Consider the following 26,236-nt stretch of genomic DNA (forward strand, 5'->3'; position numbering starts at 1 on the left):
TCTCACCCTCTGTGAGCCCTGTCACCATCCTCGCGCGCCAAACGATGTTCCGCCGAGGAGTACGCAGCATCCGTGGGCCTGGCGTCAGCGCCCGTATCGGTGGTCTGCGGTTGCGTGACCTGCGGCCACGAAGTCGCTGACCATCGTCGGGTCCGCGTAGTACGGGTCGCCGTCGCCCGATTCGTGGCGTCGGCGTCCGTACTCGAAGAGCACGGCCAGACGCCAGAGCGCGAACGCTCCGTACCACGACAGCTCCGAGATGTCGCGGCCTGTCTTCTCGGCGTACCGTGCCGCCAGCTCGCCCGGTGACGGGTAGCCGTCCTCGGTCGTGACCATGCAGAGCCGGGTCAGCGGATGTTCGGGTGCGCCGGGGTACGCCCAGGTCGCGACCAGGTAGCCGAGGTCGGCGAGCGGATCACCGATCGTGCCGAGCTCCCAGTCGAGGACTGCGACGACGGGCTGCTCCTCGTCGGGCCGGAGCATGAGGTTGCCGATCCGGTAATCGCCGTGCACGATCGTGGACGGGCCGCTCTCCGGAATGGTGGCGCGCAGCCGGCCGCCGAGCTCGTCGAGCCCCTCGGGCTGCACTCCGCCGTCGATGAGCTTCCCGAGGCGGCGGAGCTGCCGCTCGAGGTAGCCGTCGGCTTTGCCATAGCCCTCCAGTCCCTGAGCGCGCCAATCAACGGCGTGCAGCGCGGCCAACGCATCGACGAGGCGCTCACCGACGTGACGGCGCGTCGCAGGGTCGGCGTACGGCTCCGGGGTGTCGTCGGTTAGGACCACGCCGGCGACGTGTTCCATCACGTACATCGGGACGTCCGCGACCACGGGGACGTCGTCGACGCCGAGGACCTTCGCAACCGGCACGCCGGTCCCGTCAAGCGCCTGCAGGACCCGGGCCTCGCGGAGCACGTCGTGCGCACCGGGCGGCAGTGGCGGCGGCGGCGGACGGCGCACGACGACCCGCCGGGCCCCGTCGCCGACCAACAGCGTGATGTTCGAGTGGCCGTCGCCGATCGGCCGCATCTCCTCGATGCGCTTCAGCACGCCGCGGTCCACGAGCCACCGCTCCAGCGCGTCGCGATCGACGGCCGCCGGCACCTCGGTGGCGGTCATCGGGCACCGCCCGTCGGGGTATGCGCCGGCGCGTAGAGCGCGTCGATGTCGTCGGCGTAGAGCGCCACCACGCTGCGGCGTTTGAGCTTGCCCGTCGCGGTCAGCTCCTCACCCCCCGGCGTCCACTCGGCGGGGACCACCCCGAAGCGCTTGATCTGCTCGACCCGCGAGAGCCGGCCGTTGCCCGCGGCGACGATGCGCTCGAGCTCCGCCCGCACGACCGGGTCGTCGGCCAGCTCGGCGGGCGTCGCGCCCGCCAAGCCGTGGCGGTCCGCGAAAGACCGCAGGACGTCGGCGTCGAGGACGAGCAGCGCGACGTTGTACGGCCGCGCGTCGCCGACGCACACCACCTGCGCGACAAGCGGGGCACCCAGCTTGATCGCGGACTCGATGTTCGTCGGCGACATGTTCTTGCCGGCCGAGTTGATAATGATGTCCTTCTTGCGGTCCACGATCTTCACGTAGCCGTCCGCGTCGAGCACCCCGACGTCGCCCGTGTGGAGCCAGCCGTCCGGATCGATCGCCTCCGCCGTGCGCTCGGGGTCCTTCAGATAGCCCGGCGTGATGTTCGGGCCGCGCAGCAGGACCTCGCCGTCGTCCGCGAGCCGCAGCTCGACGCCCGGCAGCGCCGTCCCCGCGGTCCCGAGCTTCATGGCGCCGGGCGGGTTGCTCGTGCCGGAGATGCTCTCCGAGCCGCCGTAGAACTCGTTGACCCGCAGTCCGAGCGCATGGAACCGCAGGAGCAGCGCGGCGGGACACGGGGCGCCGGACATGATCAGCCACTCGGCTTGGTCCAGGCCGATCTCCTCGCGGGCGGCGTCGAACGCGACGCGCGCGGCGTTGGGGACGCCCGCCTGCGGGTCCTCGAGCGGACCGTTCTCGGCGATCCACGGCATCCGCTCGTCGAGCAGCGCCTCGAGCGCCGCCACACCGTCAGGGCCCGCCGCGCGCGCGGCCGACGCCTCGGCGGCGACGAGGAGCTTCTCGTAGATGCGCGGGACGCCGAAGAAGCGGGTCGGTCGGACCTCTCGCAGTGCCTCGGCTAGCCGGGGCATCTCGGGCAGCAGCGTCTGCGTTGCGCCGTACGCCATGCCCATGTAGTAGCCGAGCAGCCGCTCCGCGATGTGCGCCATCGGCAGGTACGCGACCACGCGCCCCTCCGGGGAGAGACCGAGCCGCTCGCGAAACGACCGCAGCATGAACATCACGCTGTCGTGCCGGTACTGCACGCCCTTCGGCGGGCCCGTGGTGCCGGAGGTGTAGACGAGCGTGACGAGGTCCTCCCCCGCCACGATCGACGCACCCTCTCGTGCGTCGAAGGCCGTGTCGCGGCCGCGCTCCACGATTTCGGCGAGGCCGATCTCGCCCGGCACGGCCCCGGCGGGGTCGACCTCAACCCCGTCCGCGGGGACGATCACCAACGTCTCGACGATCTCAGGCCTGAGGCCGACCAGTTCGCGCGCGACCGACGCGTACCGCGCGCCGGCGATCACGACCGGTGCCTCGGAGTTGTCGATGTTCTCCAGGATCTGCGTGACTGGTGCGGTGTTGTAGAGCGAGAACGGGACCGCGCCCAGGATCACGGCGCCCATGTCGGCGACCGGGAAGTCCACATCGTTGTCGAGCAACAACGCGACGGGCTGCCTGGGGCGGACGCCAACGGCGTGCAGCCCGGCCGCGAGCTCGGACGCGCCCTCGGCCCATTCCGCGAACGACAGCGACCGCTCCGACCCGTGCTGCCGCACCGCTGTCCGATCGCCGTATGCATCGACTGCGGCGAAGAACGCCGCCGCCACCGTCGGCCGGTCGAGCACCCGCGTCATCGTTTCCTGTGCCATCGCCTGCTCCTCGGTCATTCGCTGGCCGCGAGGTGCTGGACGTAGGAGGTCGGCCAGAGGCACTCCCACTGGCCGTGGCCCGGGGCGCCGTCGATCGTGACGGTGCAGGCGGCCTCGGTCACCGTCGTGTCGGTGCCGAACGGCATGTTCACCACGGCGTAGCGATCCATGACCATCGCGGTGGTGCCGCCCCGCTCGTCGTCGAACTCGACCTCGATGTGCCGCTGGGTCATGTCGTCGTCGTAGCTCGCCGACTGCCGCACCCCGGTGAACGCGACCGGTTCGCCGTCCCGCAGCACGTAGCCGTTGACGCCGAGCTCCCCCCGGGCGATCCAGAGCATCGCGTTCAGGCCGACGCCGTCCGGCGTCTGGGCGCAGAGCCACTTCCAGTGGTGCGGGAAGCGCCAGTTGCGCCGGCCCCAGGAGTGGTCGCGGTGCACCAGCGTGTCGAAGTCGATCGTGCGGCCGTCGACCTTCAGCGTCCCGGTCGCCCTGCCGGTCTGCTCGAACCGGTCGATCGCCATCCACTGCGGGCAGCCGACCGGGTTGCGGGTGTAGCTGAACGGCGCGTGCAGGCCGGTGTAGGAGTACTCCAGCGAGACGCCGTCGCCGGCGTACCGGATCTCGGCGCGCGAGAGCGGCTCGGGCAGGTCGATCTCCAGGCCGCCGACGCGCCAGGCGTCGAAGTCCTGGTCGTCGGGGACCTTGATCCCGTGCTCCATCTCCAGCGCCAGCGGCTCCGGCCCGGGGCCGAAGACGGCGAGCTGCCGGCCGGCCCAGCCGTTGTGATCGACCATCGTGTAGACCTGCAGCCCGAGCTGCTCCTCCGGCAGGATCAGGTTCCAGAACAGGCTGTCCCGGCCCTTCACCCCCTCCGGGACGCGGTGGCGGAGGTCGTCCTGGGCGGTGAGCGTGCTGACGGTCATGGGGTCGTGCGGCGGCATCGAGGCGTCTCTTCTTGAGCGAGGAAGCAGGATCCGGTTGGGCTTTCAGTTCGAGGCGACGTGCACCGTGATGCCGTCGAGCTCGTCGGAGATGACGAGCTGGCAGGAGAGCCGGGAGCGCTCGTCGGCACCCTCGAGGAACTCGAGGAGGTCAGTCTCCTCAGGGTCCGGCTCCGGCACCCGCGGCGCCCATTCGGGGTCGAGGTGAACGTGGCAGGTCGCGCACGAGCACGAGCCGCCGCACTCGGCCACGATCCCGGGCACGTTCTGGGCAACCGCGATGTCCATGACGGTGTTCCCGGAGGCGCCCTGGGCGGAGGTCACGACGCCGTCAGCGTCGATGAAGTTGATGGTCGGCATACGAAGGTGTGGGTCGAGTGGTCGTCAGGATTCAAGCCACGAGCGCAACGGCTCGGAGCGGTGTCTCGGTGTCGGCGAGACGGCGGCGATCGACAGGGACCGCGTCACGGATGAGCTTGCGCCCGGCCATGTAGTCGCGTGCGGAGTTGACCGCCTCCACGGCGACGATGCGACCGTCCTTCAGGTGAAAGAGCGCGAACCGGTCCGTTGCGCGATCACCGCGCACGACGGTCTCCTCCCCCATGTGGACGAAGCCCGCCATCTGCAGTTTGTGGCCGAGCTGATCGGACCAGAACCACGGCACCTCGGTCGCGGGACGATCGTGTCCGAGCATTGCCGCGACGGCGATGCTCGCCTGCTCCGTGGCGCTCGGGATGCTCTCCAGTCGCACGGCCGCGTCTGCTCCGCGCACGAGTCGGCGGGTCGCATCGCCGACGGCCCAGATCGAGGGATCGTCGGTACGCGAGTCCTCGTCGACGAGAACACCGTCGTCGCAGGCGAGTCCCGCATCGCGGGCCAGTGCATCATCGGCCAGCGCGCCGATCCCGACGAGCGCGACGTCCGCCTCGACGCGCCGACCGTCCCTGAGCTGCACACCCGCAAGGGCACCGTCGGGCCGGGGCACGAACGCAGCGACCTCAGCGCCGCATCGGACGCCGATCCCGCTGTTGCGGTGGGCCGCCTCGAGGTGCGCCGAGAGCTCCCGGCTCGCCACCCGCGCGAGCAACCGGTCCTCGCGTTCGATGATCGTCGCGTTGATGCCGTGGGGAGCAACGGCGGCGGCGACCTCGAGACCGACGTACCCGCCGCCGACCACGACGAGCCGCGTCCCGGGGCGCAGCAGTCCCCGCAATCTCTCGGCATCGGTTGCGGTCCGGAGCTCCACCACTCCGTCCAAGTCGCTCCCGGGGACCTTCAGCGGCCGGGATCGGGAGCCGGTGGCCAGGACCAGTGTGTCGTAGCCGATAGTGCCGTGGTGCGCCGTTTGGACGTTCCGATGGCGGCGATCGATTCCGACCACCGACACCCCCGACCGCAGGTCGATCCGCTGGTCCGTGTAGAACGACGTGGGCTTCAGCGGCTGGGCGTGCGACTCGCCCAGGAGCGTCTTCGACAGCGGCGGCCGGTGGTACGGCGCACCGGGCTCGTCCCCGAGGAGCACGATCTTCCCGTCGTACCCCGCCTGCCGAAGCCGTCCGGCGACGGCGACGCCGCCGTGGCCGGCGCCAACGATGACGACGCGGGAGTTCTCGTTGAGCGGACCGGCCATGCGTCGGTCGGCTCAGGCCGCGTTGTAGCGCACGGGCAGCGTCTTGAGGCCGCCGACGAAGTTCGTCTGCAGCCAGGTGGGATCGCCGGTGAGCTCGAACGACGCGACCTTCGGCAGCATCTCCTGCCACAGGATTCGCATCTCGAGCTTGGCGATGTGCTGGCCGATGCACATGTGCGGGCCGTATCCGAACCCGATGTGCCGGTTCGGGCGACGCGACGGATCGAACTCGTCGGGGCGCTCGAAGAGGTCCTCGTCGCGGTTGCCCGAGCCGTAGAGCAGCATCAGGCGCTCCATCGACTCCAGCCGCTGGCCACGGAACTCCGTCGCCTGCGTCGTGTTGCGCATGAAGTGCTTGACCGGCGACGTGTACCGGATCGACTCGTCGACCAGCCCCGGGATCAGCTTGTCGTCGGCCTTGACCGCGTTCCACGCCTCGGGGAACCGCATCATCCCGAGCAGGCCGCCCGCGATCGAGGCGGACGTGGTGTCGTGGCCGGCTGCGGCGATCGCGACGTAGTAGCCGTTCTGGATGTTCTGCGCGAGCGGCTCGCCGTCCAGGGTCGAGTTGGCGATCAGCGACAGCAGGTCTCCCGTCGGCTTGCGGCGCCGTTCGTCCGACAGGGCCGTGAAGTAGTCGTGGAATCCGTCGATTGCCGTCTTCCACTGCTGGGCTGCGGCGGTCGGGTCCATCGCCAGGCCGGCGGCCTCCTGCTCGTCGGGGTCCTGCGTGCCGAAGAAGTCCTGCGTGAGCTGCAGCATCAGCGGCTCGTCCTCCTTGGGCACGCCGAAGAGCGACATGATCACGCGCAGCGGGTAGTGCAGCGCGAACTCGCGGGTGAAGTCCAGTGCGCCGTCGAAGCTGAGGAGCCGCTCGACCGCCTCTTGGGCGTGGCCGCGCATCGCGTCCTCATAGGGCCGGATGCGGGCCGGCATGAACCAGTCCTTGGTGATGCCGCGGACGGCGGTGTGCTCCGGCGCGTCCATGTAGGTCAGCGAGTCGAGCACGCGGATGGTGCCGCCCGCGAGCATCGTCTGGAACTCGTCGCTGGCCTTGTTCTGCAGGATGTTGTTGAGGTCGCCGTTGTGGAAGAGGTCGGCGTTGCGTTCGACCTCCATGATGTCGGCGTGCTTGGTGACGAGCCAGATCGGGTCGTAGCCCTCGATGTCGGCGCGACCGAACGGCATGTTCGCCCGGAGCCAGGCGTACGCCTCGAGGTAGCTCTCGTCCTTGTAGGAGGTCGGGAGGACCGCGGCCTTGGCGATGTCGTCCGGGATGACGGGGATGTCCAACTGGGTGCTCATGTGGGTCAGCCTTGGTTTCGGGGGGTCAGTCGTGGACGAGGACGACCTTCGTCGCCTCACCCCGGTGCTGGGCCTCGACGGCCTCGTTGATGGCCGAGAACGGGAACGTGGTGATCAGGTCCGCGAACGGGAAGCGCCCGTCGCGGTAGAGCTTCAGCAGCTCGGGGATGAACGTCTGCGGGTCGCTGTCGCCCTCGGTGATGCCCTTGACCGTCAGACCGCCGGCCATCGCCGGGATCAGCGGGAGCGCCATGGAGGCGGAGAAGTCGCCCGGGACACCGACGAGCCCGAGGGTGCCGCCAGCCGCCAGGGTGCCGATGATCGACTCGATGACGGGGACCGATCCGCTGGTGTCGAATGCGTAGTCGACACCGTCGGAGAGGTGCGTTCGTACTTGGTCGGCGAGGTCGCCGTCGCGTGGATCGAGGACGTCCGTGGCGCCGAGCTTCAGCGCGAGGGCGCGGCGATCGGCCGAGGGCTCGGACACGATGATCGCGGCGCAGCCTCGGACCTTCGCCGCCATCACGGCGGCCAGTCCGACGGGGCCTGCGCCGACGACCAGGAGCGACGATCCCGTGGGGCAGTCGAGGCTGTTGAAGACGGCACCCGCGCCGGTCTGGATCCCGCAACCGAGCGGTCCGAGGAGCTCCAGTGGCAGGTCCCGGTCGACCTTCACGACGTTGCGTTCCGTCGCGATGGCGTGGGTGGCGAACGACGACTGGCCGAAGAAGCTCGCGGTGACGTCGCGGCCGTCCTGGGTTGTCGTCGTGGAGCCGTCGGGGCGGCGGCCGCCGTAATTGCGGGCCGGGAACTGTCCGCAGTACGCCGGATGGTCCTTCTCGCACGGCCCGCAGTGCCCGCAGCTGTCGAACGACAGGGCGACGTGGTCGCCGACGGCGACGCTCGAGACGTCCGCGCCGACCTGTGCGATGACGCCGCTGCCCTCGTGGCCGAGGACCATCGGGTACGGCAGTCCGAAGATGCCGTCACGTGCCGCGATGTCGGTGTGGCAGATCCCGATCGCGCGGATCTCGACGAGCACCTCCCCCGGCCCCGGATCCGCGAGTTCGACGGGCTCCAGCGCGAACGGTGCCCCTGCCTCATGGGTGACGGCTGCGGTGATGGTGCGGGGCATCAGAGTCCCTCTCCGGAGTCGGCGGCATCGAGGTAAATCGACTTGACCTGCTGGTAGGCGGCGAAGCCCTCGGGTCCGAGCTCACTGCCGATGCCGCTGGACTTGATGCCGCCGAACGGTGCGGTCGGGTCGTTGGCGTAGGCGTTGATGCCGATGGTGCCGGAGCGCACGCGGCGGGCGACGTCGACGCCGCGGCGGGCGTCGGACGTCCAGACGGTGCCGCCGAGCCCGTACTCGCTGTCGTTGGCGATCGCGACGGCCTCGTCGACGTCGGCGTAGGGGATGACGGACAGGACCGGCCCGAAGATCTCCTCGCGGGCGATCGTGGCGGTGTTGTCGACGTCGGCGAAGACGGTGGGCTCCACGAAGAAGCCCTTGTCGAGACCGGCAGGGCGGCCGCCGCCGGTCGCCACGCGTGCGCCCTCGGCCCGGCCCGTGGCGATATAGCCCTCGACGCGCTCGCGCTGGCGGGCGGACGTCATCGGCCCGATCTGCGTGGCGGGGTCCAGCGCATCACCAATCGTGACGCCGCCGGCGAGGCCGGAAAGCACCTCGAGCACGTCGTCGTAGCGGCTCTTCGGGGCCAGGATCCGCGAGTTCAACCAACACGTCTGGCCGTTGTTCATCAGCGTGACGCCGAACAGCGCTTCGAGATTGGACGCCAGGTCGGCGTCGTCGAGCACGATCGCCGCGGACTTCCCGCCGAGCTCGAGCGTGACGGGCCGCAGCAGCTCACCGCACGTGCGGCCGATCGCTCGGCCTGCAGCGGTGGAGCCGGTGAACGCGACCTTGTCGACCCCGGGGTGGGAGACGAGGTGGGCTCCCAGCTCGCGGCCGCCCGGGACGACGCTGACCACGCCCGCGGGAAGGTCGGCCTCGGCCACCGCCTCAGCCAGCAGGAACGCGTCGAATACGGTCTCCGGGGCCGGCTTGATGACGACGGTGCAGCCCGCGGCCAACAGCGGCGCGAGCTTGAGGATCGTGAGCGCCTGCGGGAAGTTCCACGGAACGATCGCCGCGACAACGCCCACCGGCTCGCGCGTCACGAGCGTGTGACCACCGAGCAGACCGGGGCGAACCTCGGCAGCGGGAGTCGTGCGGGCGTGCTGTGCGTAGTAGCGCAGCAACATGGGCGGGAATCCCGCCTCCAGGGCCGTGGAGATCGAGATCGGCATCCCGTTCTGCAGGCTCACCCGCCGGGCCATCTCCGGTCCCCGGGCCTCGAGCGCGACCGCGAGACGCTCGAGCGCCTCCCCGCGAGCGTCGGGGGTCCAGGTGGCCCAGCCGGACGGATCGTCGAACGCGCGGCGTGCGGCGGCGACGGCCCGGTCGGCGTCCGTCTCGGATGCCTCGGGGACGTAGCCGGCGTACTGCTCGGTGCTGGGCGACACGACCTCGATGGTGGACTCGCCGGCGGGTGCCTCCCAGGCTCCCCCGAGGAAGAGCTTGTCGTAGGTGATCGGCGTCGTCGTCGCCTGCTCGGTGGTGGCCATCAACCGTTCCCGGATCTCGTGGTCGCGACCTGTCGGTCGCCCGTCAGTCCGGTGTCCCGGACGTCGTTCGACCCTCCCATCGCGCCGCGTCGCTGCCATTCGCTCCCGACGACAACGTCGACTCCCCACAGGAGCACGTGACCTCGATCACACCCGGGCCGGCGCCGGGCCGCCGGCCGACGCCGGCTCCGTCAGGCGTCGACGCCGATGGCCCGGTGCACGAGCAACGCGGCTTCCAACTCGGTGCGCCGGTCGGCGATCTTCCGTCCGAGCAGGTCCTCGACCTGTTTGATCCGGTAGGCGACCGTCTTCTGATGGACGTGCAGTTCAGCGCTGGCCGCGACGTGGCTCTCGCCGGCTTCCAGATACGCCGCAAGGGTCTCGCGCAGCCGCCGGCGCCCTTCGTCGTCGGAGAGGAGCGGGCCGAGCTCGCTGCGAACGAGCGCCCGCGCTCGCACCGGGTCAGCACAGAGCGCAGAGAGCAGGGCGACGTCGTGGTACCAGGTGGGCCCGGTGCTCCGTCTGAGAGCTGCGATCCGGCGGGCGTCGAGTGCCTCGCGGTAGGTCGAGCGGAACCCGTCGGCGCCGCGTGCCGGCTCGCCGATGCCGAGCCCGCGGACGTTGCCGAGTGAGTCTGCGAGGGCGTTCAGGGTGCGGGTGTCGGGGGTTCCGGAGAGTCCGAACCAGATGACGGTGCCGGCGGCCTCGGAGACGGAGATGGTGAGGGCGCGCACCGCCAGGCGTGCGCGGCTGACGATGCGTTCTGTCTCCCCGTCGGGCAGGAGGTCGGGGATCACCACGGCCACGTGCGTTCGTTCGCTGTCGTAGCTCAGGCGTGCGAGGGCCTCGCGGTCGCCGACCTGTCCGAGGAGGACGCCGCGGACGAGCTCTTCGGGTGAGACGTCGAGGCCTTGGCGATGTCGTCGCCGGGCGTCGGCCCACCGATCAGTGAACTGCTCGGACATGCGGTCCATGAAGGTGAACAGCTGGGCGGTGCTGAGGGCCAGTACCTCGTGGGCCTCGACGGGATCGGAGACCGTGTCGCGGACGTGGGCGGCCCAGATCTGCCAGAGGTCAGAGACGCCGATGCGATACGCCCGGAGGAGATGCAGCAGCCCGTCCTCGCGCTCGGCCATCCGCTCAAACAGCTCCAGAGCGCCGGCCGGGGGCACGATCGTGCTCGCCGGGAGGCCGTAGGCGAGCATCGAGATGACGACACCGATGTTGTCGGCGGAGCTGTGGGCGACGGTCTGCCGCGACACATCGTCGTCGTAGGGCACCAGGGCGGGCACCGCCGCGGTGGCGTGCGCGTTGACGGTCGCCGCGATCTCCGGGACGCGGGGGAGCAGCACGGCGGCGACCTCTTGGACGCGCGCGCCGGTGGCGACGCGGTCCACCACGGTGACCAGGTTGAGGTCACTGAGGTCGACGTCCGGGAGCGGGTTCAGGTCGTCAGGCATTGCGCACCTCGCGAACCCGCGCTCGCGGGGAGAGGAAGATTGTGGAGACGTTCTTGGGGCGAGCATACGCCCGACATCGGCTCCCGAGGGCCGGGGATCCTCCGCCCGCTACGTCGCGGGTCACGCGACCGCCGAGGTGATGGCGTGCTCGGTGAGCGTGGCGTCCGTGAGGATCGCGGAGACGGCACCGTGGCGGATGCAGACGACGCGGTCGCACATGGCGACGAGCTCCTCGGGCTCGCTCGACGCGACCACGACGGTGTGGTCGACGGCAAGCTCCCGGACCGCGGACCACAACTGCGCGCGCGCGCCGACATCGACACCGACGGTCGGTTCATCGAGCACCAGGACACGGACCTCTGCCGCGATCAGCCGGGACACCAGGGCCCGCTGCTGGTTCCCGCCCGAGAGCGCCCCGAGCGGCCGTTCCTGATCGCCCTGGACCGACAGCACGTCGAGGGCTGCCGCTGTCCGTGCGCGTTCGCTCGCGGGCCGCAGCAACCCGATCCGTCCACACCAGCGTTGGAGTGCCGAGAGGCTGACGTTCTCACGGATCGTCATCGCCGTTAGGGCGGCGCGGGTGCGGTCGCCGGCCAGGTAGCCGACTCCGCGGCTCAACGCCGCAGCAGGAGACCGCAGGACGACGTCCACCCCATCGATGCGGACCGTTCCGGTCTCGGGACGGCGTTCCCCGACGAGCAGTTGCACGGCCTCGGTCACGCCGGAGCCCAGGAGGCCGGTGATCCCGAGGACGGACCCCGGAGCCGCGGTCAGCGACAGCCCGCGCAGCCGCTTTCCCGAGACCTCGACAAGCTCAAGCGTGGGCGAAGCCGAGCCCCCGGTCCGGGAAGTTGCGGACTGCGTGTCGGTGGCGACCCCGTCGACCTTCGGGACGTCGGAGGCCGTCACGAGTGGGGCCGCGTCGTCCGCTTCCTGGTCCGTGGCCGGTGCTCCGACGATGAGGGACACGAGCCGCTCGCGCTGCACCTCGTCGCCCGCGATGGTGGCCGCGACGCGGCCACCCCGGATGCAGGTGACACGATCGCAGAGCTCTGCCACCTCGGTGAGGTGGTGCGAGACGTAGATGACCGAGAGATCGTGGTCCAGCAAACGTCGCACCGCGGCGGTGACGAGGGCCGCCTCGTGCTGTGCGAGTCCAGCCGTCGGCTCGTCGAGGATCAGCAGACGAGCACGACGATGCAACGCGCGCGCCATCATCAACATGCGCTGATGCGCCGCCGAGAGCGTCGCAGCCTGCGCGTCGAGGTCGAGGTCGAGGTCCAATACCGCGAGCGCGTCAGCGGCGATCCGCCGGTTGGCGGCGGGGTCACGAAGCCCCCACCGCGTCGCCTCGCTCCCCAGCGTGATGTTGTCGATCACGCTGGCCTCCGGGACCACGGCGATCTCCTGGGGCATCAGCACGATCCGCTGAGCCTGCGCGTCGGCGGGATCATGCAGACGCACGTCCTGTCCGTCGACCGTCACCACGCCCGCGTCGGACGGGACGGCTGCGGACAGCAGCTTGACGAGCGTCGATTTTCCGGCGCCGTTGGGCCCGATGAGGCCGTGCACCTCACCGGCGCGCAGATCGAGGTCGACGCCGTCCAGGGCCAGCACGCCGCCGTAGCGCTTCGACAGACCCCGGCACGTCAGCCACGGCGCGGTCGACGGGGCGGTCACGGCACTCACGCGAGACCCTTTCGACCGCGGGAGGCGATCAGCACGGCCGTCGCGAGCACGATGCCCTGGACGAAGTTCGCCGTCCAAGCCGGGGCGCTCAGCTGCGTCAGTCCGGTCTGCAGCGTCACGATCCACAGGACGCCGAACGCCGCACCAGCGACGGTGAAGCCGCGCCACCGTCCGATCGCCGCCCCGAGGAACGCCGCGGCATAGGTGTTCAGGAGGAAACCGGCGGACGAGTCCGGGTAGTACGACGACGCCCGCGACGTCAGGACGAGCGCGCAGAGGCCGGCCAGGAACGCCGTGATGGCGAACGCCGCGATCCTGACCCGACGCGTCTTCACGCCCGCCAGGTACGCCGCCGTCGCGTTGCCGCCCGTGGCGCGCACGTGACGCCCGAAGCGCGTCCGGTGCAGCAGCACGGCCGCCGCGGCCAGCACGAGCGCGGCGAGCCACACCGGCCACTTCAGGCCCAGGATCGTGTTCGACGCGAGGTCGGTGAACGACGTCGGGATCCCTTGGTAGATCGTCTCGTTGCCGGTGAGCGCGAGCTCCAGGCCGGTCACCGCCGATCCGACCGCGAGGGTCACGATGAACGACGACGCCTGGCCCAAGGTCACGAGGAACCCGACCAGCAGACCCACCACGACGGCGGCCAAGAGCGCGATCAGGCACGCGAGGACCACCGGGACGTCGTGCTGGGCCATCAGAACGATGGCAATGCCGGCCGTCAGCCCCACCGTCGCCGTGAAAGAGAGATCGAACTCACCGACGGCGAGGACCAGCGTCAGGCCGCAGACAAGGATCACCGGGACGGCGGCCTGGTCCAGGACGTCCTTCAGCGTGCCGGACGTCAAGAACGTGTCGCCCGCCGCGATCGAGAAGATCAGCAGCATCACGACGTACGCGCCGACGACGACAGACCGCGAGAACAGCACCGCCAGCCGCGCCGCGCCGGAAGTGGCGGGCGCGGCGCTCGGCGACGCGGCCGGAGGCGCCCCCGGCCCGGAGCCCGGAGCTGCGGTGGCGGGGGTAGCGGCCGACGGCCGCGTCGACGGGGTCATCGCGAGTACTCGGCCTTCCAGCGCTTGACGTACTCCGCGATCTGCGAGTCGGGGTCGTAGACGTACTTGCCGCCGGCCGGCACGTTGCTCTTGTCGATGACCTTGAACTCGTACTTCCCGGCGTCGGCCTTCGGGTCTATCGCCTTCCCGGTGCTCTTCAGACGAGCGATCTGATCGACCGCGGTGAGCACGCCCTGATCCGAGTTCGAAGCCGCGGTGACCACCGGTTCGCCCTTCTCGATCAGCGCGAGCGTGCTCGGGTTGTCGTACCGCGCAGCCTGGATGACGTCGGACTTGCCGGCCTGCTTCAGCGACGCCACCGTGATGGGCGGCGAGAAGTCGCAGCAGCTGAGGATGATCTTCGCCTTCGGGTTGGAGCGGACGAGGTTGACCGTCGCCTTGCCCGTCCCGTTGATGATGTCCGCCGGGTTGATGTCCTGCGTTCCTGCGAGCTTCAGCCCGGCTGCCTGCATCGCCGGGTTGGCCTTCGTGATCAGTGCGTGCGCACCGCTCACGGCCGAGAGGTCCAGGTTCACGTACTCGCTGCCGGCCGGGACCTTGCTCTTGAGGTAGTCCGCGAGGACCTGGCCGAACTGCGAGTCGTCCGGGGCGTACCTCGCGGCGAACAGATCAGAGCCGCTGCCTGCCACCGAGATGCCGGAGGCGATGACGGGGATCTTCGCGGCCTTCGCCGCCTGAAGCTGCGTCGCGACGGCCGGGGGGTCGATCGCCAGCGTGATGATGCCGTCGACCTTCTTGGTGGTGAGGCTGGAGATCGCCTGCGCCCAGCCGGCCGGCGTGCCCTTTCCGTCGATGACCTCGGCCTTCCAACCGAGGTCCTCGGCGGCCTTCTTCGCGGTAGACGCCCACTCAGAGATGCGCTCGGACTGCGCGTTGACCTCGACGATCCCGATCGTCCCGGACTTCAGCGGCGTGCTGCCGGTGAAGTCGGCGTTGGTGCTCGCAGCCGACCCCGATCCACCGCTCGCACCCGTGGACGTCGTGTCGTCGTCGCTGGATCCACAAGCCGTGAGTCCGCCGGCCGCCACCAGCACGGCCGCTGCCGTCGCAATTCGTCGGTTTGCGCGGCTTCCAAAGCCGAGGGTCCTCGTACTCATCGTGTGCTCCTGTCTTCGAGATGCGACCAGCTGGCCGCGTGTGACGCCCGTCTCACTGGGCGCGGCACGACACTCCCAGGGACTCCGCGGTTTGCCATTTGCAGCCGGGGATAGCGCCGACTCCCCGCAGGAGCACCGGAGCAACTTCGAGGCGAAGCCACCGACCACGAAAAGGCTCGCTCGAACGCTGAGGGACTAGGCTTCAGCGTGCTTTTCCTCGCCGCGGAACGATGCCGCGGGCTTAAAGGCCGACACGACACCTGCCTAACCGGCGGCAGCCGTTTGGTTCAGCCGCGGGGGAACGTTCGTCTATTACCGAACCGGAACGCCCCGGCAGGTGGACGGTTCGACGATTATCGAGCGCAGGCTTAATACGGCAGTACCACGTTCGATTCGAGCGAAAGCTGGCTCGCGAGGTCGCGTTATAACGCCCTGGGCCGCCCGACGAGTGTCGGTCCGCGGAAGGCCGTCGTCGATGACGGCGATGGTGATCTGATGCTCGTGTTGGCGATCCCGGTTCAAGGTCGTCTTGACGGTCACGGTGCCGGAGTCGGTGAACTTGATGGCGTTCGAGATGAGGTTCGAGAGGACCTGCCGGAGCCGTCGGCCCGGTCCGCCCTGGTGCGCCCACCGCGTGGGGATCTCGTGACCTAGCCGGCGTCCCGCGGGGCGAGCGGCTGCACCGCCGGCCCCTCGAGCACGCTGCCGTCCCGGGCGTCGAACCGCGACGCGTGGCACGGGCAGTCCCAGCTCTGCTCGGCGCCGTTGAAGTGGACCTCGCACCCGAGGTGCGTGCAGAGCGGGGAGTGCGCGTGCACGACGCCCTCCTCGTCGCGGAACGCGGCCGTCCGCCGGCCGTCGTGGCGGACGACGCGTCCCTCGCCGGGCTGCAGCTCCCCGACCCCACCGCGACGCGCCGGGCGCAGCCGGTCGCCGACGAGGAAGAGCGGCGTCTCCGTGTTCCAGAGCGCCAGGCGCGCGGCGGCCCGCGGCTTCAGCTGGCCGAGCCGCGACGGGTTCCAGAGCGCCGCGTACTCGTCGGACCGCCCGGCGATGCTCCCCGCGATCGCGTGGGCCGCCGCGGTGCCCGCCGACAGCCCCCATTTGCCGAACCCCGTCGCGGTCCACAGGCGGGTGCTGCCAGGGCGGAGCGGCCCGACGTACGGCGCGCGGTCCGGGGTCTGCGGGTCCTGCGACGACCACCGGTGCGTGACCTCGCCGGTGCCGAGCTGCTCGGCCGACCAGGCCTCGAGCCGGGCGTAGCGCTCGGCGGTGTCGGAGACCTTGCCGACGCCGTGGCCCTCGCCGCCGACCACGACGAGCTCCTCGCCGTCCGGACCGGTCGCGGTGCGCACGGAGCGCGACGGCTCGGCGACGTCGTAGAAGCTGCCGAGCGGGAGCGCGTGCCCGACCCGTGCGGCGATCGCGTAGGAGCGCTGGGGCTCCAGGCGCGCGAAGTAGAGCCCGCGGTCGAGGATCGGCACGTGCGTGGCGATCACGACGTGCTCGGCCTCGAACGTCCCGGCGTCCTGGGTCTGCACGCGGCACGGCGCGCCCTCGCGGACGCCCGTCACCCGGACGCCCTCGGCGATCGTCGCGCCGGCGTGCTCGGCGAGGTGCGCGAGCCCCAGGCAGTAGTTCGGCCCGTGCAGCTCTCCGCCGCCGTCGACGCGGACGCCCGCGACGAGCCGCGTCGGCGCCGGGACCGCGTGGACCTCGTGCGCAGGCAGCCCGGCCTCGATCGTCGCCCGCGCCTCGTCCTCGAGCGTCCCCCGCTGCGACGGGTCGCTCGTGTAGGTGAACGCCGGCCGGTCGCGCCAGTCGCACGCGAGCTCCTCGGTCATGATCAGGTCGCGGATCCAGCCGACGGCGTGCTGGTTGGCCTGGGCGTAGAGCCGGGTCCGCTCCGCCCCGATGTCGCGTCGCAGCAGGGAGTAGCGCAGGCCGTGGGCCGCGGTGACCTTGCCGGTCGTCGACCCGGTCACGCCCGACCCGACCTCGCGTGCCTCGAGCACGAGGACGCTCCGACCCTCGCGACCGAGCTGCAGCGCGGTGGTCAGGCCGACCACGCCGGCACCCACCACGATCGCGTCGTACCGCGTCGCGGTGCCGGGTGCGGCGCTCCGGCGGGTCGAGCGGTGGGCGGTCGCGTTCCAGAGGGAGGTCGTCGCAGGATTCGTCATGGGGCGGTCCGGGTCGGGGTGGCGGTCGCTACCCGCCGACCCCCGGACGGACCCGCGGGGTTCGTGCGCCAATCGATACACGAGCGATCTCCGGGTCCGGGCCCTCCGGATGAACGGTCACATGGACCACGGAGCATGATGAGTACGTCTACCGACACCTGCCGCGCCGACCGGGCGACCGCCCCGAGCAGCCTGGCCTGCCGAGGCGCGTCCGAGACGGCGACCCGCCGCTCTATCGGCCAGCTCAACCACGGAGTCTGGTGCTGTGAGAGACGCAGGACGCAAAGAGCGCACGCTCGTGGCCAACGTTCTTGACGTGTCTGGGGATAGGTCCATCCCGAAGCGCGAACGCCGCGTGGCCCACCGCGGTTGCTCACCATGGCGACCGACGGAGCCCGCGTCCTGGTCGGTGCGACGCACCTCGACGAATGTCGGGTTCTGCCGAGGGGGCCCAAGACTTGACAGATCTGGACTCAGATTTCTATTTTTTCGCCGCAAGCGTTCTTCGAACTCGGAGGTGTAAGTCATGACCATCGTTCGTTGGGAGCCCGCCCCCTTCCACGCGGCCACGAGCCACGACGGCGACCTGGTGGTCGCGTCGTTCTCCGATCCGGGCGCGTCAGGCCTGCGGGCCGCGCGATGGATCCCGCCGGTGGACCTTGAGGAGATGGACGAGTCGTATCTTCTCGTCGCCGACCTGCCCGGCGTCGCGCACGACGACGTCGCCATTGACGTCGACAACGACGTGCTGACGCTCAGCGGAACCCGGACCACCGACGCCGCCGGCGACGCTCGTCCGTTCCGTTCGGAGTGCGACCGTGGGGAGTTCGAGCGGCGGGTGAACTTGCCGGAAGGGGTCGATGCGGAGCAGATCAGCGCGTCGCTGGACCGCGGAGTGCTGGAGATCGCAATTCCTAAGCCGACCACGAAGCGACCGCAACATGGGTCGCTCCGCCTCGCCGGCAGCTCCCCCGCTCCCGGCTCCAGGTCCGGCAGCAGCGACGCGCAAACCGACGGTCAGGGTTCAGCGAGCGCGGCGGAAGAACGCGATCCGGAGCCCATCGGTGCCGCCGCGTAGGCCACCGGCAGCGGCCCTGGACAGCCCCCGCCCTCGACCCGTCAGCTTGCGGTGCGAGGGATGTCGGGCGGTGCTTCGCGGCGCACACCCATCGGTCCGGGAGGGTTCCGGGCGAGATGGAGCGCCGTGGGGTTCCGGGCAGATCCGCGGACTTCGGAGCTCGTCGATCTCCTTGAGCTGTTTCGCTGCGGCACCGACATTCACCCACGACGGACGAGTAGCGGCCGGTCGCGTCAGCGATCGGAACCCGTTGGGTGCACCGCGCCCAACTCACCACGGCCCGCAGCACCGGGAACGCCCACGGTCTACGACCATGGGGCCGGACGAATGCGTGCATGCGCGTGGCTCAACGTGGGCAACGTGCGGCCATGTCGGCAACAGGGGAAACCTCCGGCGAACTCGACGGCATGCTGTCGTTGCTCGGACGTCAAACGGTGACGTCGCTCGCCGCCGACCATCCCGGCGCTGCGTACCGTGGAACCGGATGGCGCGGAGCGCTGCAGATTGCCGCTGATCGCAGCGATCAGGATCGCGAGATCCTCGACATCGCTGATGACCTCTACCGGATCGCTCCCAGCATCGAGACCGAGAACGGAGCCCGAGCGTACGCCGAAGCTGCGCTGGTCTTCGTCGGCGGCGTTGCCGCCTGGTCGTTCCTGGTCGGCATGCTTGAGCAACCGACCGGACCGGACCATCGAGCAGGGCACGCGCCATGATGCGCGAGCGAACTGTGTAGGTCGAGCACCCCGACCTGTGCGCTTCTCATCCGCTCGGCTGTCCCCGTTCCGGGCGGGCGACGCCGTTTGCTCGCAAGGGCCGGGGGTATTGATCAGCTCCGGATGGCCCTCCATCTCACCTTCGACGACGGCCCCGACCCGGTCTGGACACCGGTGGTTCTGGATGCCCTTGCCGCCGCCGGTGCGACGGCGACGTTCTTCGTGCTCGGCCCGCGGGTCCGGGCTCATCCCGATCTCGTGCGCGCCACCGTCGCCGCAGGCCACCGCGTCGAGCCGCACGCCGATCAGCACGACCGCCACGACCGCATGGACCGCCATCAGATCCGCGCCGACACCGACGCCGTGGTCGACGCGCTCCGCGCGGTCGACGTGGAGCCCACGCGGTGGCGCACCCCGTGGGGCCTGGTCACGGACGACACACGGCGCGTAGCAGACGACGTCGGACTCGCGCTCGTGGGATGGGACGCCGACACGCACGACTGGCGCGGAGACCTTGCCGAAGAGATGGTCGTCGCCATCAAGCGCGAGGCCCCGAACGGCGGCATCGTTCTCGCGCACGACGGTCTTGGGCCCGGCGCCACACGGCCGGGCTGCGCCGAGACCGCCCGGCTCATTCCAATGGCCGCGGCGTGGGGCGTCGCGCGCGGCCTGACTCTGGAGCCGCTTCCCGAACCTCGGGCTGCGCCCGCGACGCTCGCGTTCGCTGGGAAGCGACCGTGAGCGTCCCCGTGATTCGTGCGGTCGAGGACGTACCAGGCTGGGACCACCTCGTCACCGACGGGCTCACGACAAGCAGCGCCTTTGCCACCCGCGCGGACGAGCACGCCGCTCTGCGGGCCGTTGCTGCCTTGGACCTCGGGCTGGCGCGCGTCCTGGACGGCCATCGCAACGCGCTTGAGCGGTTGCTGCACCACTGCCCCGACCAGGTGGCGGACGACGACCGAGGTCGAGCCGCGGAGGGCGTCGTCCCTCATGGCGTGTGGGGTGCTGACCCCCGAGGGGCAGAGGGAACGCCGGCGACGATCGCTGGCGATCACGTCACGGTGTCTGGTACCAAGGTCTTCTGCTCTGGCGCCGGGCTCGTCGAACGAGCACTGATCCTCGTACGCCCCGAGATCGAATCTCCGGGGAGCGTGTGCGCGCTGGTGGACGTCTCGGACCCCGCGCGCGTGATCGTCGACCGCGACTGGTTCCGCGGCCCCGCTTTGCGTTCGAGCGCGAGCCATCGCGTCGTTCTGGACCGCGCGCCTATCCTCGCGATCCTGGGGCTCCGGCCGGGCGACGGACCCGACCGCCACGGTGCCGGCAACGCACTGCTCGACGAGCCGTGGTTCAGCGGTGATGCGCTGCGCACCGCCGTGACGTGGGCGGGTGCGCTCGACACCGTGTTCGATGGGACGATCGCCGCGCTGCGAGACCGGACGCCGTCGGACGCCGAGGCGGTCCTCGTCGCGCGCGCCGCTGCCGCTCGCGCGACCGTCGACCGGTGGCTTGAGCACGCCACGGCGGTCCGCGACCGCGAGCCCGTCACGGTGGTCCAAAGGGCCGTGCTGCAGGCTCGGCTGGAGATCACCGAGCGCTGCCGCGAGGTGCTGCGCATCTGCGCCGAGCTGACGGGCTCACATCCCATAGCGACCGATGCCCGGACGGCACGCACCCGAGGCGACCTGGACCTGCTGCTGTTGCAGCACCGACTCACCCCCGCCGCAACCCGTCTCGGGCATGACCTCCTCGCCGAAGGCTCCCAATGAGCGCGTTCCCGGAGCGGCCTGCTGCCGACGCCGCGCACTTCGACGCTCGATTTCGTGCGGACCCAGACCCGTGGGGCTACGTCAGCTCGCCGTACGAGCGGACGAAGTACGAACGGACGCTGACGGCGTGCGGGCCGGGACGGTTTGCACGTGCCCTGGAGCTTGGCGCCGCCAACGGCGTCTTCAGCGCATCGCTCGCTGTCCGGTGCGACGTGTTGATCACGATCGACTTCTCACCGACGGCCGTTGAGCTCGCGCGCGAGCGCCTGATCGGTCTGCCGCACGTGAAGGTCCTCGAGGGCCAGATCCCCGGCGACCTGCCGCACGACGGCGCGTTTGACCTCGTGGTGGCGTCCGAGATCCTCTACTACTTGGATGACGACGCGTTTCGCCGCACGCTCGACCGGCTCCCGCGCCTGCTCCGTCCCGGCGGTCGGCTCGTGGCCGCGCACTGGACCGGTCGCGCGCCGGACCTGGCCCGTACCGCTGAGCAGACCCACCGGGCGCTGCGGGCGACGGGGATGCGCGCGGTCCCGGTCGCCGAACCGCCGCACAGCCGGGCGTACCTCCTCGACGCGTTCGAGATGCGATGAGTCCGCTGCGCGCGGTCGTCGTCGTTCCGGCACGGAACGAGCAGGAGCGCATCGGTCCGAGCGTCGACGCGCTGGTTGCGCAGGCTCGCGAGATCGGCCCGTGCTTCGGGGTCGTCGTCGTCGACGACGCGTCGACGGACAGCACGGCCCGCGAGGCCCGAGCGGCGGCCCACCGCGCGCGGTCCGAGCGCGTCGAGGTCCGGGTCATCGCCGGTCCCGGGGCAGGCGTCGGCTGGGCCCGCCGCACCGGCCTGGAGACCGCCGCGGCGTGGCTGCGACGCACCAACACCAGCGCCGGGCTGCGAGACGCAAAACGGGCGCCCGGGCTCCTCGTCACCACCGACGCCGACACCCGGCCGGCGCCAGGCTGGCTCGCCGCGCTCCTCCGCGCAGCCGACGACGGACATGCCGTGATCGCTGGTGACGTCCACATCGATCCGAACACTCCGCTGGACGACGAGCTCGCCCGTCGCCGAACGATGGGCGCCGAGGTGCGGCTTCGTGCCGTTCGTGAGACCGACGGTCCCGACGCAGCCCACCACCATTTCTCCGCGGCGAACCTCGCACTCACCGCCGACGCCTTCGACGCCTGCGGGGGCATGCCGACACCGCGGGCGCTCGAGGACGAGGCGCTCTTGCAGACCGTTCGGGACGCCGACCTCGAGGTGCATCGCACGACGGAAGCCGTCGTGTACACGAGCCCCAGGACGACTGGCCGCGCACCCCGTGGCCTGGCGGCTGACCTGGCGCTCGAGGTCTGGCGCGGCCGCCACCGGCACCACCATCGAGAATTTCGGCTCGACCGCCTCGCCGCGGCCGTCCGTGCGACCGGAACGCGGGTGGTCGTCGTGATCCCGGCAAAAGAGGTCGCCACGACGATCGGCAGCGTCCTCGAGGTCACGGTCGCGCCGCTCGTGGACGCCGGAATCGTCCAGGAGGTCGTCGTGATCGATGCCGCCTCCGCCGATGGGACGGCCGTGACCGCCGAAGCCCACGGCGCGCGGGTCGTCCAGCAAGACACGATCGCGCGGGAACACGGCCCGTGCCGGGGCAAAGGCGACGCGATGTGGCGCGCGATCCAGTGCACCACGGGTGACGTCATCGCGTTTCTCGACGGCGACACCGAGGACCCGTCGTCGGCACACTTGGCCGGCATTCTCGGCCCGCTTCTGACCGATGACGACATCGCCATGGTCCGCGGGTGCTTCGACCGCCCCCGCCGCCAGGGCGACGGCTCCGTGATCGCGCATGAAGGCGGACGCGTCACGGAACTCACGGCGCGTCCGCTGCTGAACCTCCACCGACCGCTGCTCGCCGGATTCCGCCAGCCGCTGGCGGGCGAGTTCGCGGCCCGCCGGACCCTCCTGGAACGGCTGCCGTTTCCGGTTGGCTACGGCGTCGAGATCGCCACCCTCGTCGACGCCCTGGACGCGGTCGGACTCGGCGCGCTCGCCGAGGTCGACCTCGGGGTCCGCCAGAATCGCCACCAGCCGCTGCGGGATCTCGCACCGATGGCGTTTGCTGTCCTGGTGGCGCTGGAACGACGCTTGGGCCGTGACACCATCGTCTCTTCGTCGATGCGCCTGCCGTGGAACGACGACCTGCCCCACGCGGTCCCCGTCGCGGAACGCCCGCCGGTCGCCGAACTCGCCGCGCGCACGGGGCGCCCCGGCCGTGTGCTCCGCAATCCCGATCCGTCGGAGCTTGCGTCATGAGCGGCTCGATCTACCTTGACCTCGACGGCACGTTGCTGGATCCCGGAGGGCTCCTCGTGCAAGACAGCATGAGCACCCTGCAGGTGGTGCGGGACTCCGGCTTTCGCCCGGTGATCCTGACCGGCCGATCGCGGTGGGCAGCCGCGGCGATCGCTCGGACGCTCGGCGTCGAGGACGTCGTGTGCGAGCTCGGCGCCGTCGTACTGCTCCCAGGCATCGTGCAACTCGCAGCGCCCGAGGCCGTCCCATTCCCTCGCGAGGCACTGCTCGCTGCGCTCACCGCGCTCCCTCTGCAAGAGCACGAACCGGGCACGCCGCGAACATCCGGACTGGTCCTGCGCAGCGCCGCGACCGCGGCCACCGTCACGGAGGTGTTGCATGACGCCGGGTTCGGCGAGTGGTGTGCCGTCGACAACGGACCGAGCCATCTGCCAACCGACGACGGCACGCCCTCCAGGGTCGTGCACGTCCTGCCGTCCGGAACGGACAAGGCCACCGGCGTGCGGATGCATCTGCAGTTGCGCGATCTGCTGCCCGAGGCGTGCGGCGTCGTGGGCGATTCGACAGCGGACCTCACCTGCGCGAGCGTCGTGCCGCGAACCTTCTGCGTCCGCTCCGACGACCACGAGGCGTTGCGCCTGGCGGAACATCAAGGCATTCCGGTGACGGAGGCGCGCGGCGCCGGCGGCGCGCTGGAAGCAGTCCGGGCGCTCGTTGCGGGACTCCGACATGACGCTCACTGACGACCTTGGGTTCCCGCGGCACTAACGCGCCCAACGCGACGAGCTCCGGATGCGGTTCGTTCGTCGGCCGCGTTCGTCGCGCGTGCAACGGGGAAGAGATTCCGCAAGACGGCACCCTAGGTCGCACAGAGAAGGAGCGGAGATCGATGCGAGAGAGTCGGGGTCTTAGGCGAGTTCGGGAGACGCTGCGTCAGTCGCGCCGCCACGGACGGTTGTTGTCTTCGCGCGACTCGGATGATGCGGTGCGGCACCCGCCTACTCGGTCCAGACGCTCCGGGTGGAGCCGAGGCCCTGAAGCCGGGAGCCTGCCCGCGCAGCGGCAGGGTAAGAAGGACTCGTAAACGCCCGGCTTGAGAGGTCCGCGCGCGTGCCGGATGTGCGCTCGAAGACGTCCGTGACGTCGGCGCGCGCGGGCGAACTTCATCGGCCGAGGGTGCTCGCAGCGCATCATCGCCGCGCAGCGGGGACCCGCCCGATAGGCAGTGCGCCAGCTCCGACGTGACAAGCTGAGCGACAGAGGATTCAGATCGCCGTCGCGCACTGACCGCGTGCACGGCCTTGCATGTGCATGCTCCTTGCGGGGCGAGCGAGTACGCGGCAACCGAAGGTCACACGTCGGAGGGCTCCCACGTCCGGAGGTCGCGCATCCAGGCCGCTGCGGTCCCGTCGGACGGTGCGCGCCAATCTCCTCGAGGAGAGAGCGATCCGCCGGCGGAGACTTTGGGTCCATTGGGCAGTGCAGAGCGTTTGAACTGGGCGAATTCGAAGAACCGCTGGCAGAACACCTCCAGCCACCGTCGGATCTCTTCGTCGCTGTAGCCGATGCGTTTGGCGTTGGGGAACCCCGGGGGCCATTCACCGGCGTCGGGGTCGTTCCACGCGTGCGACGCGAGGAAGCCGATCTTGGTCGGCCGGAAGCCGCACCGCAGGACGTGAAAGAGCGTGAAGTCCTGCAGGGCGTACGGGCCGATCTTCGATTCGGTGGACTGCAGTTCGTCGCCCGGGACCAGCTCGGGGCTGATCTCGGTGTCGAGGATCGCCTGCAGCGTTTGGTTGACGCGCTCGTCGAACTGGTCGGTCCCCACGACCCAGCGGATCAGGTGCTGGACCAGCGTCTTCGGCACGCCGCCGTTGAGGTTGTAGTGGCTCATCTGGTCCCCGACACCGTAGGTCGACCATCCCAGCGCGAGCTCGGAGAGGTCTCCGGTACCAAGGACGATCCCGCCGCGCTGATTGGCGACGCGAAAGAGGTAGTCCGTACGCAGGCCTGCTTGGACGTTCTCGAAAGTCACGTCGTAGACCGGCTCCCCGCGTCCGAACGGGTGGTCGAGCTCGTTCAACATCAGCGTCGCGGTCTCGGTGATATCGATCTCCGCCTTCGTGATGCCGAGGGCGTCCATCAACCGATGAGCGTTGTCCTTCGTGCCCGAGCTGGTGGCAAATCCGGGGAGCGTGAAGCCGAGAATGTCGGTGCGCGGTCGGCCGGCGCGGTCCATCGCATTGGCCGCAACGATCAGCGCGTGGGTGGAATCCAGGCCCCCGGAGACGCCGATCACGACCTTTGGGTTCCCGATCGCACCAAGGCGCTGCACGAGCCCCGCGACCTGGATGTTGTACGCCTCGTAGCAGTCCAGATCAAGGCGTTCTCGATCGGCGGGCACGAACGGGAACCGCTCGACCCGACGACGAAGACCGAGATCTCCACCCGGCGGTCCTACGGTGAAGCCGATGCGACGAAACGCCCCCGTCGAGGCCGCATGCGACCGGCGGTTGTCGTCGAAGGTGCCCATCCGCATGCGTTCTTGACGCAGCAGGTCCAGGTCAACGTCGGCGACCGACCGCCGGGCGCCATCAGGAAACCGCTCCGTCTCGTCGAGCAGCACCCCGTTTTCGTAAATCATTGTCTGCCCGTCCCACGCCAGGTCCGTCGACGACTCGCCGAGCCCGGCAGCCGCATAGACGTAGGCGGCCAGGCACCGCGACGACGCCGATCGGCACAACAGCCGACGGTCCTCGGCGCGCCCGACCGTGATCGGGCTACCGGAGAGATTGGCCAAAACGGTGGCCCCGGCGAGCGCCGCCGCGGCACTCGGAGGGATCGGAACCCACATGTCCTCACAGACCTCAACGTGCAGCACGAGCCCCGCGATGTCCTCGGCGTCAAACAGCAGATCGGGCCCGAACGGGACGTCGACACCCGCGACCCGGATCGTCCCCCGCTCGTCGACGCCCGCCCGGACCTGACGGCCCTCGTAGAACTCGCGATACATCGGCAGATACGACTTCGGTGCGACCCCGAGAATCCTGCCCCGATGCAGCACGACGGCGCAGTTGTACAGCCCACCCGCACGACGCAGCGGTGCTCCCACGACCACAACGGTCGCCAGCTCCGCACAGCCGGCGACCAAGGCCTGAAGGGCCGACTGCACATCATCGAGAACCGCGTCTTGGTGCAGCAGGTCCTCGATCGAATACCCCGTCAGCGTCAGCTCGGGAAAGACCGCCACCGCGACGCCGTCCTGCGCGCACTCGCGGACCAGGCGCAGCGTCGCTTCCACGTTCGCGGCCGGATCGGCGATCGCCGCGCGTCCGGTGCACGCCGCGACGCGAGCAAACCCGTGCTGGTAGATGCTCCGAAAATCCATGGCGCCGT

Annotated in this window: 22 protein-coding genes; 7 read left to right on the plus strand and 15 right to left on the minus strand. The window is 70.3% G+C overall.

From position 1 onward, the window contains the following. Positions 1-84: 84 nt before the first annotated feature. The 14 genes from PATMI_RS0119215 to PATMI_RS31695 form a co-directional block, all read right to left on the minus strand. A complete protein-coding gene (locus PATMI_RS0119215; RefSeq protein ID WP_026912054.1) occupies positions 85-1,116 on the minus strand; it encodes a phosphotransferase family protein in 1,032 nt (343 codons plus the stop codon). After that, positions 1,113-2,954 carry an AMP-dependent synthetase/ligase gene (locus PATMI_RS31690; RefSeq protein WP_169738395.1) on the minus strand — a complete coding sequence of 614 codons (1,842 nt, stop codon included), beginning with the start codon at positions 2,952-2,954 and terminating at the stop codon, positions 1,113-1,115. The genes PATMI_RS0119215 and PATMI_RS31690 overlap by 4 nt, the downstream gene beginning before the upstream one ends. A gap of 14 nt (positions 2,955-2,968) precedes the next feature. After that, positions 2,969-3,880, minus strand: a complete 912-nt coding sequence (locus tag PATMI_RS0119225; protein WP_157260863.1) for a DUF7064 domain-containing protein — start codon at positions 3,878-3,880, stop codon at positions 2,969-2,971. A 63-nt stretch (positions 3,881-3,943) separates the two neighbouring features. Beyond that, a complete protein-coding gene (locus tag PATMI_RS0119230) occupies positions 3,944-4,258 on the minus strand; it encodes a 2Fe-2S iron-sulfur cluster-binding protein (protein WP_026912056.1) in 315 nt (104 codons plus the stop codon). A 31-nt stretch (positions 4,259-4,289) separates the two neighbouring features. Continuing rightward, positions 4,290-5,528 carry an NAD(P)/FAD-dependent oxidoreductase gene (locus PATMI_RS0119235; protein ID WP_026912057.1) on the minus strand — a complete coding sequence of 413 codons (1,239 nt, stop codon included), beginning with the start codon at positions 5,526-5,528 and terminating at the stop codon, positions 4,290-4,292. A 12-nt stretch (positions 5,529-5,540) separates the two neighbouring features. Next, positions 5,541-6,833: a cytochrome P450 gene (locus PATMI_RS0119240; protein WP_036726140.1), complete on the minus strand. Its 1,293-nt coding sequence runs from the start codon at positions 6,831-6,833 to the stop codon at positions 5,541-5,543. Positions 6,834-6,858: 25 nt separating this feature from the next. Beyond that, the gene (locus PATMI_RS0119245) at positions 6,859-7,968 is read right to left on the minus strand and encodes an NAD(P)-dependent alcohol dehydrogenase (RefSeq protein ID WP_026912059.1); all 1,110 of its coding nucleotides are present in this window, start codon (positions 7,966-7,968) and stop codon (positions 6,859-6,861) included. Beyond that, positions 7,968-9,461 (minus strand): aldehyde dehydrogenase, encoded by a 1,494-nt coding sequence (locus PATMI_RS0119250; protein WP_036726141.1) that lies wholly within the window; start codon positions 9,459-9,461, stop codon positions 7,968-7,970. Before PATMI_RS0119250 ends, PATMI_RS0119245 begins: the two co-directional genes overlap by 1 nt. A 191-nt stretch (positions 9,462-9,652) precedes the next feature. Next, positions 9,653-10,921 carry a PucR family transcriptional regulator gene (locus PATMI_RS0119255; protein WP_026912061.1) on the minus strand — a complete coding sequence of 423 codons (1,269 nt, stop codon included), beginning with the start codon at positions 10,919-10,921 and terminating at the stop codon, positions 9,653-9,655. A 120-nt stretch (positions 10,922-11,041) separates the two neighbouring features. After that, positions 11,042-12,610 carry a sugar ABC transporter ATP-binding protein gene (locus PATMI_RS0119260; protein WP_051472043.1) on the minus strand — a complete coding sequence of 523 codons (1,569 nt, stop codon included), beginning with the start codon at positions 12,608-12,610 and terminating at the stop codon, positions 11,042-11,044. Next, the gene (locus PATMI_RS0119265) at positions 12,607-13,539 is read right to left on the minus strand and encodes an ABC transporter permease (RefSeq protein ID WP_026912063.1); all 933 of its coding nucleotides are present in this window, start codon (positions 13,537-13,539) and stop codon (positions 12,607-12,609) included. Before PATMI_RS0119265 ends, PATMI_RS0119260 begins: the two co-directional genes overlap by 4 nt. A gap of 122 nt (positions 13,540-13,661) precedes the next feature. Beyond that, positions 13,662-14,720, minus strand: coding sequence for a sugar ABC transporter substrate-binding protein (locus PATMI_RS0119270; RefSeq protein WP_026912064.1), 1,059 nt, complete (start codon positions 14,718-14,720; stop codon positions 13,662-13,664). A gap of 375 nt (positions 14,721-15,095) precedes the next feature. After that, the gene (locus PATMI_RS38820; RefSeq protein WP_169738396.1) at positions 15,096-15,521 is read right to left on the minus strand and encodes an ATP-binding protein; all 426 of its coding nucleotides are present in this window, start codon (positions 15,519-15,521) and stop codon (positions 15,096-15,098) included. Beyond that, on the minus strand, positions 15,434-16,966 hold the full coding sequence (locus PATMI_RS31695) for an FAD-dependent oxidoreductase (RefSeq protein ID WP_051472044.1): 1,533 nt from the start codon (positions 16,964-16,966) through the stop codon (positions 15,434-15,436). The genes PATMI_RS38820 and PATMI_RS31695 overlap by 88 nt, the downstream gene beginning before the upstream one ends. A gap of 526 nt (positions 16,967-17,492) precedes the next feature. On the opposite strand from PATMI_RS31695, the gene PATMI_RS35090 reads away from it, so the two are divergent. The 7 genes from PATMI_RS35090 to PATMI_RS0119310 all read left to right on the plus strand — a co-directional run bounded on the left by PATMI_RS35090 (position 17,493) and on the right by PATMI_RS0119310 (position 23,583). After that, on the plus strand, positions 17,493-18,044 hold the full coding sequence (locus PATMI_RS35090; protein ID WP_051472045.1) for an Hsp20/alpha crystallin family protein: 552 nt from the start codon (positions 17,493-17,495) through the stop codon (positions 18,042-18,044). A gap of 335 nt (positions 18,045-18,379) precedes the next feature. Further along, complete coding sequence (locus tag PATMI_RS0119285) at positions 18,380-18,760, plus strand: hypothetical protein (RefSeq protein ID WP_211241756.1); 381 nt, start codon at positions 18,380-18,382, stop codon at positions 18,758-18,760. Between the two features lie 123 nt (positions 18,761-18,883). Then, positions 18,884-19,501 (plus strand): polysaccharide deacetylase family protein, encoded by a 618-nt coding sequence (locus PATMI_RS31705; protein WP_051472046.1) that lies wholly within the window; start codon positions 18,884-18,886, stop codon positions 19,499-19,501. Continuing rightward, positions 19,498-20,532, plus strand: coding sequence for an acyl-CoA dehydrogenase middle domain-containing protein (locus PATMI_RS0119295; protein ID WP_026912066.1), 1,035 nt, complete (start codon positions 19,498-19,500; stop codon positions 20,530-20,532). Before PATMI_RS31705 ends, PATMI_RS0119295 begins: the two co-directional genes overlap by 4 nt. Next, complete coding sequence (locus PATMI_RS31710; RefSeq protein WP_051472047.1) at positions 20,529-21,125, plus strand: class I SAM-dependent DNA methyltransferase; 597 nt, start codon at positions 20,529-20,531, stop codon at positions 21,123-21,125. The genes PATMI_RS0119295 and PATMI_RS31710 overlap by 4 nt, the downstream gene beginning before the upstream one ends. After that, the gene (locus PATMI_RS38015) at positions 21,122-22,840 is read left to right on the plus strand and encodes a glucosyl-3-phosphoglycerate synthase (RefSeq protein ID WP_051472048.1); all 1,719 of its coding nucleotides are present in this window, start codon (positions 21,122-21,124) and stop codon (positions 22,838-22,840) included. Before PATMI_RS31710 ends, PATMI_RS38015 begins: the two co-directional genes overlap by 4 nt. Next, complete coding sequence (locus tag PATMI_RS0119310; protein ID WP_026912067.1) at positions 22,837-23,583, plus strand: HAD family hydrolase; 747 nt, start codon at positions 22,837-22,839, stop codon at positions 23,581-23,583. Before PATMI_RS38015 ends, PATMI_RS0119310 begins: the two co-directional genes overlap by 4 nt. A gap of 608 nt (positions 23,584-24,191) precedes the next feature. Here the strand turns inward: PATMI_RS0119310 and PATMI_RS0119315 are convergent. Then, a complete protein-coding gene (locus PATMI_RS0119315) occupies positions 24,192-26,228 on the minus strand; it encodes an NAD(+) synthase (protein ID WP_026912068.1) in 2,037 nt (678 codons plus the stop codon). Positions 26,229-26,236 lie beyond the last annotated feature (8 nt).

This window comes from Patulibacter minatonensis DSM 18081, assembly GCF_000519325.1.
Taxonomy (GTDB): domain Bacteria; phylum Actinomycetota; class Thermoleophilia; order Solirubrobacterales; family Solirubrobacteraceae; genus Patulibacter; species Patulibacter minatonensis.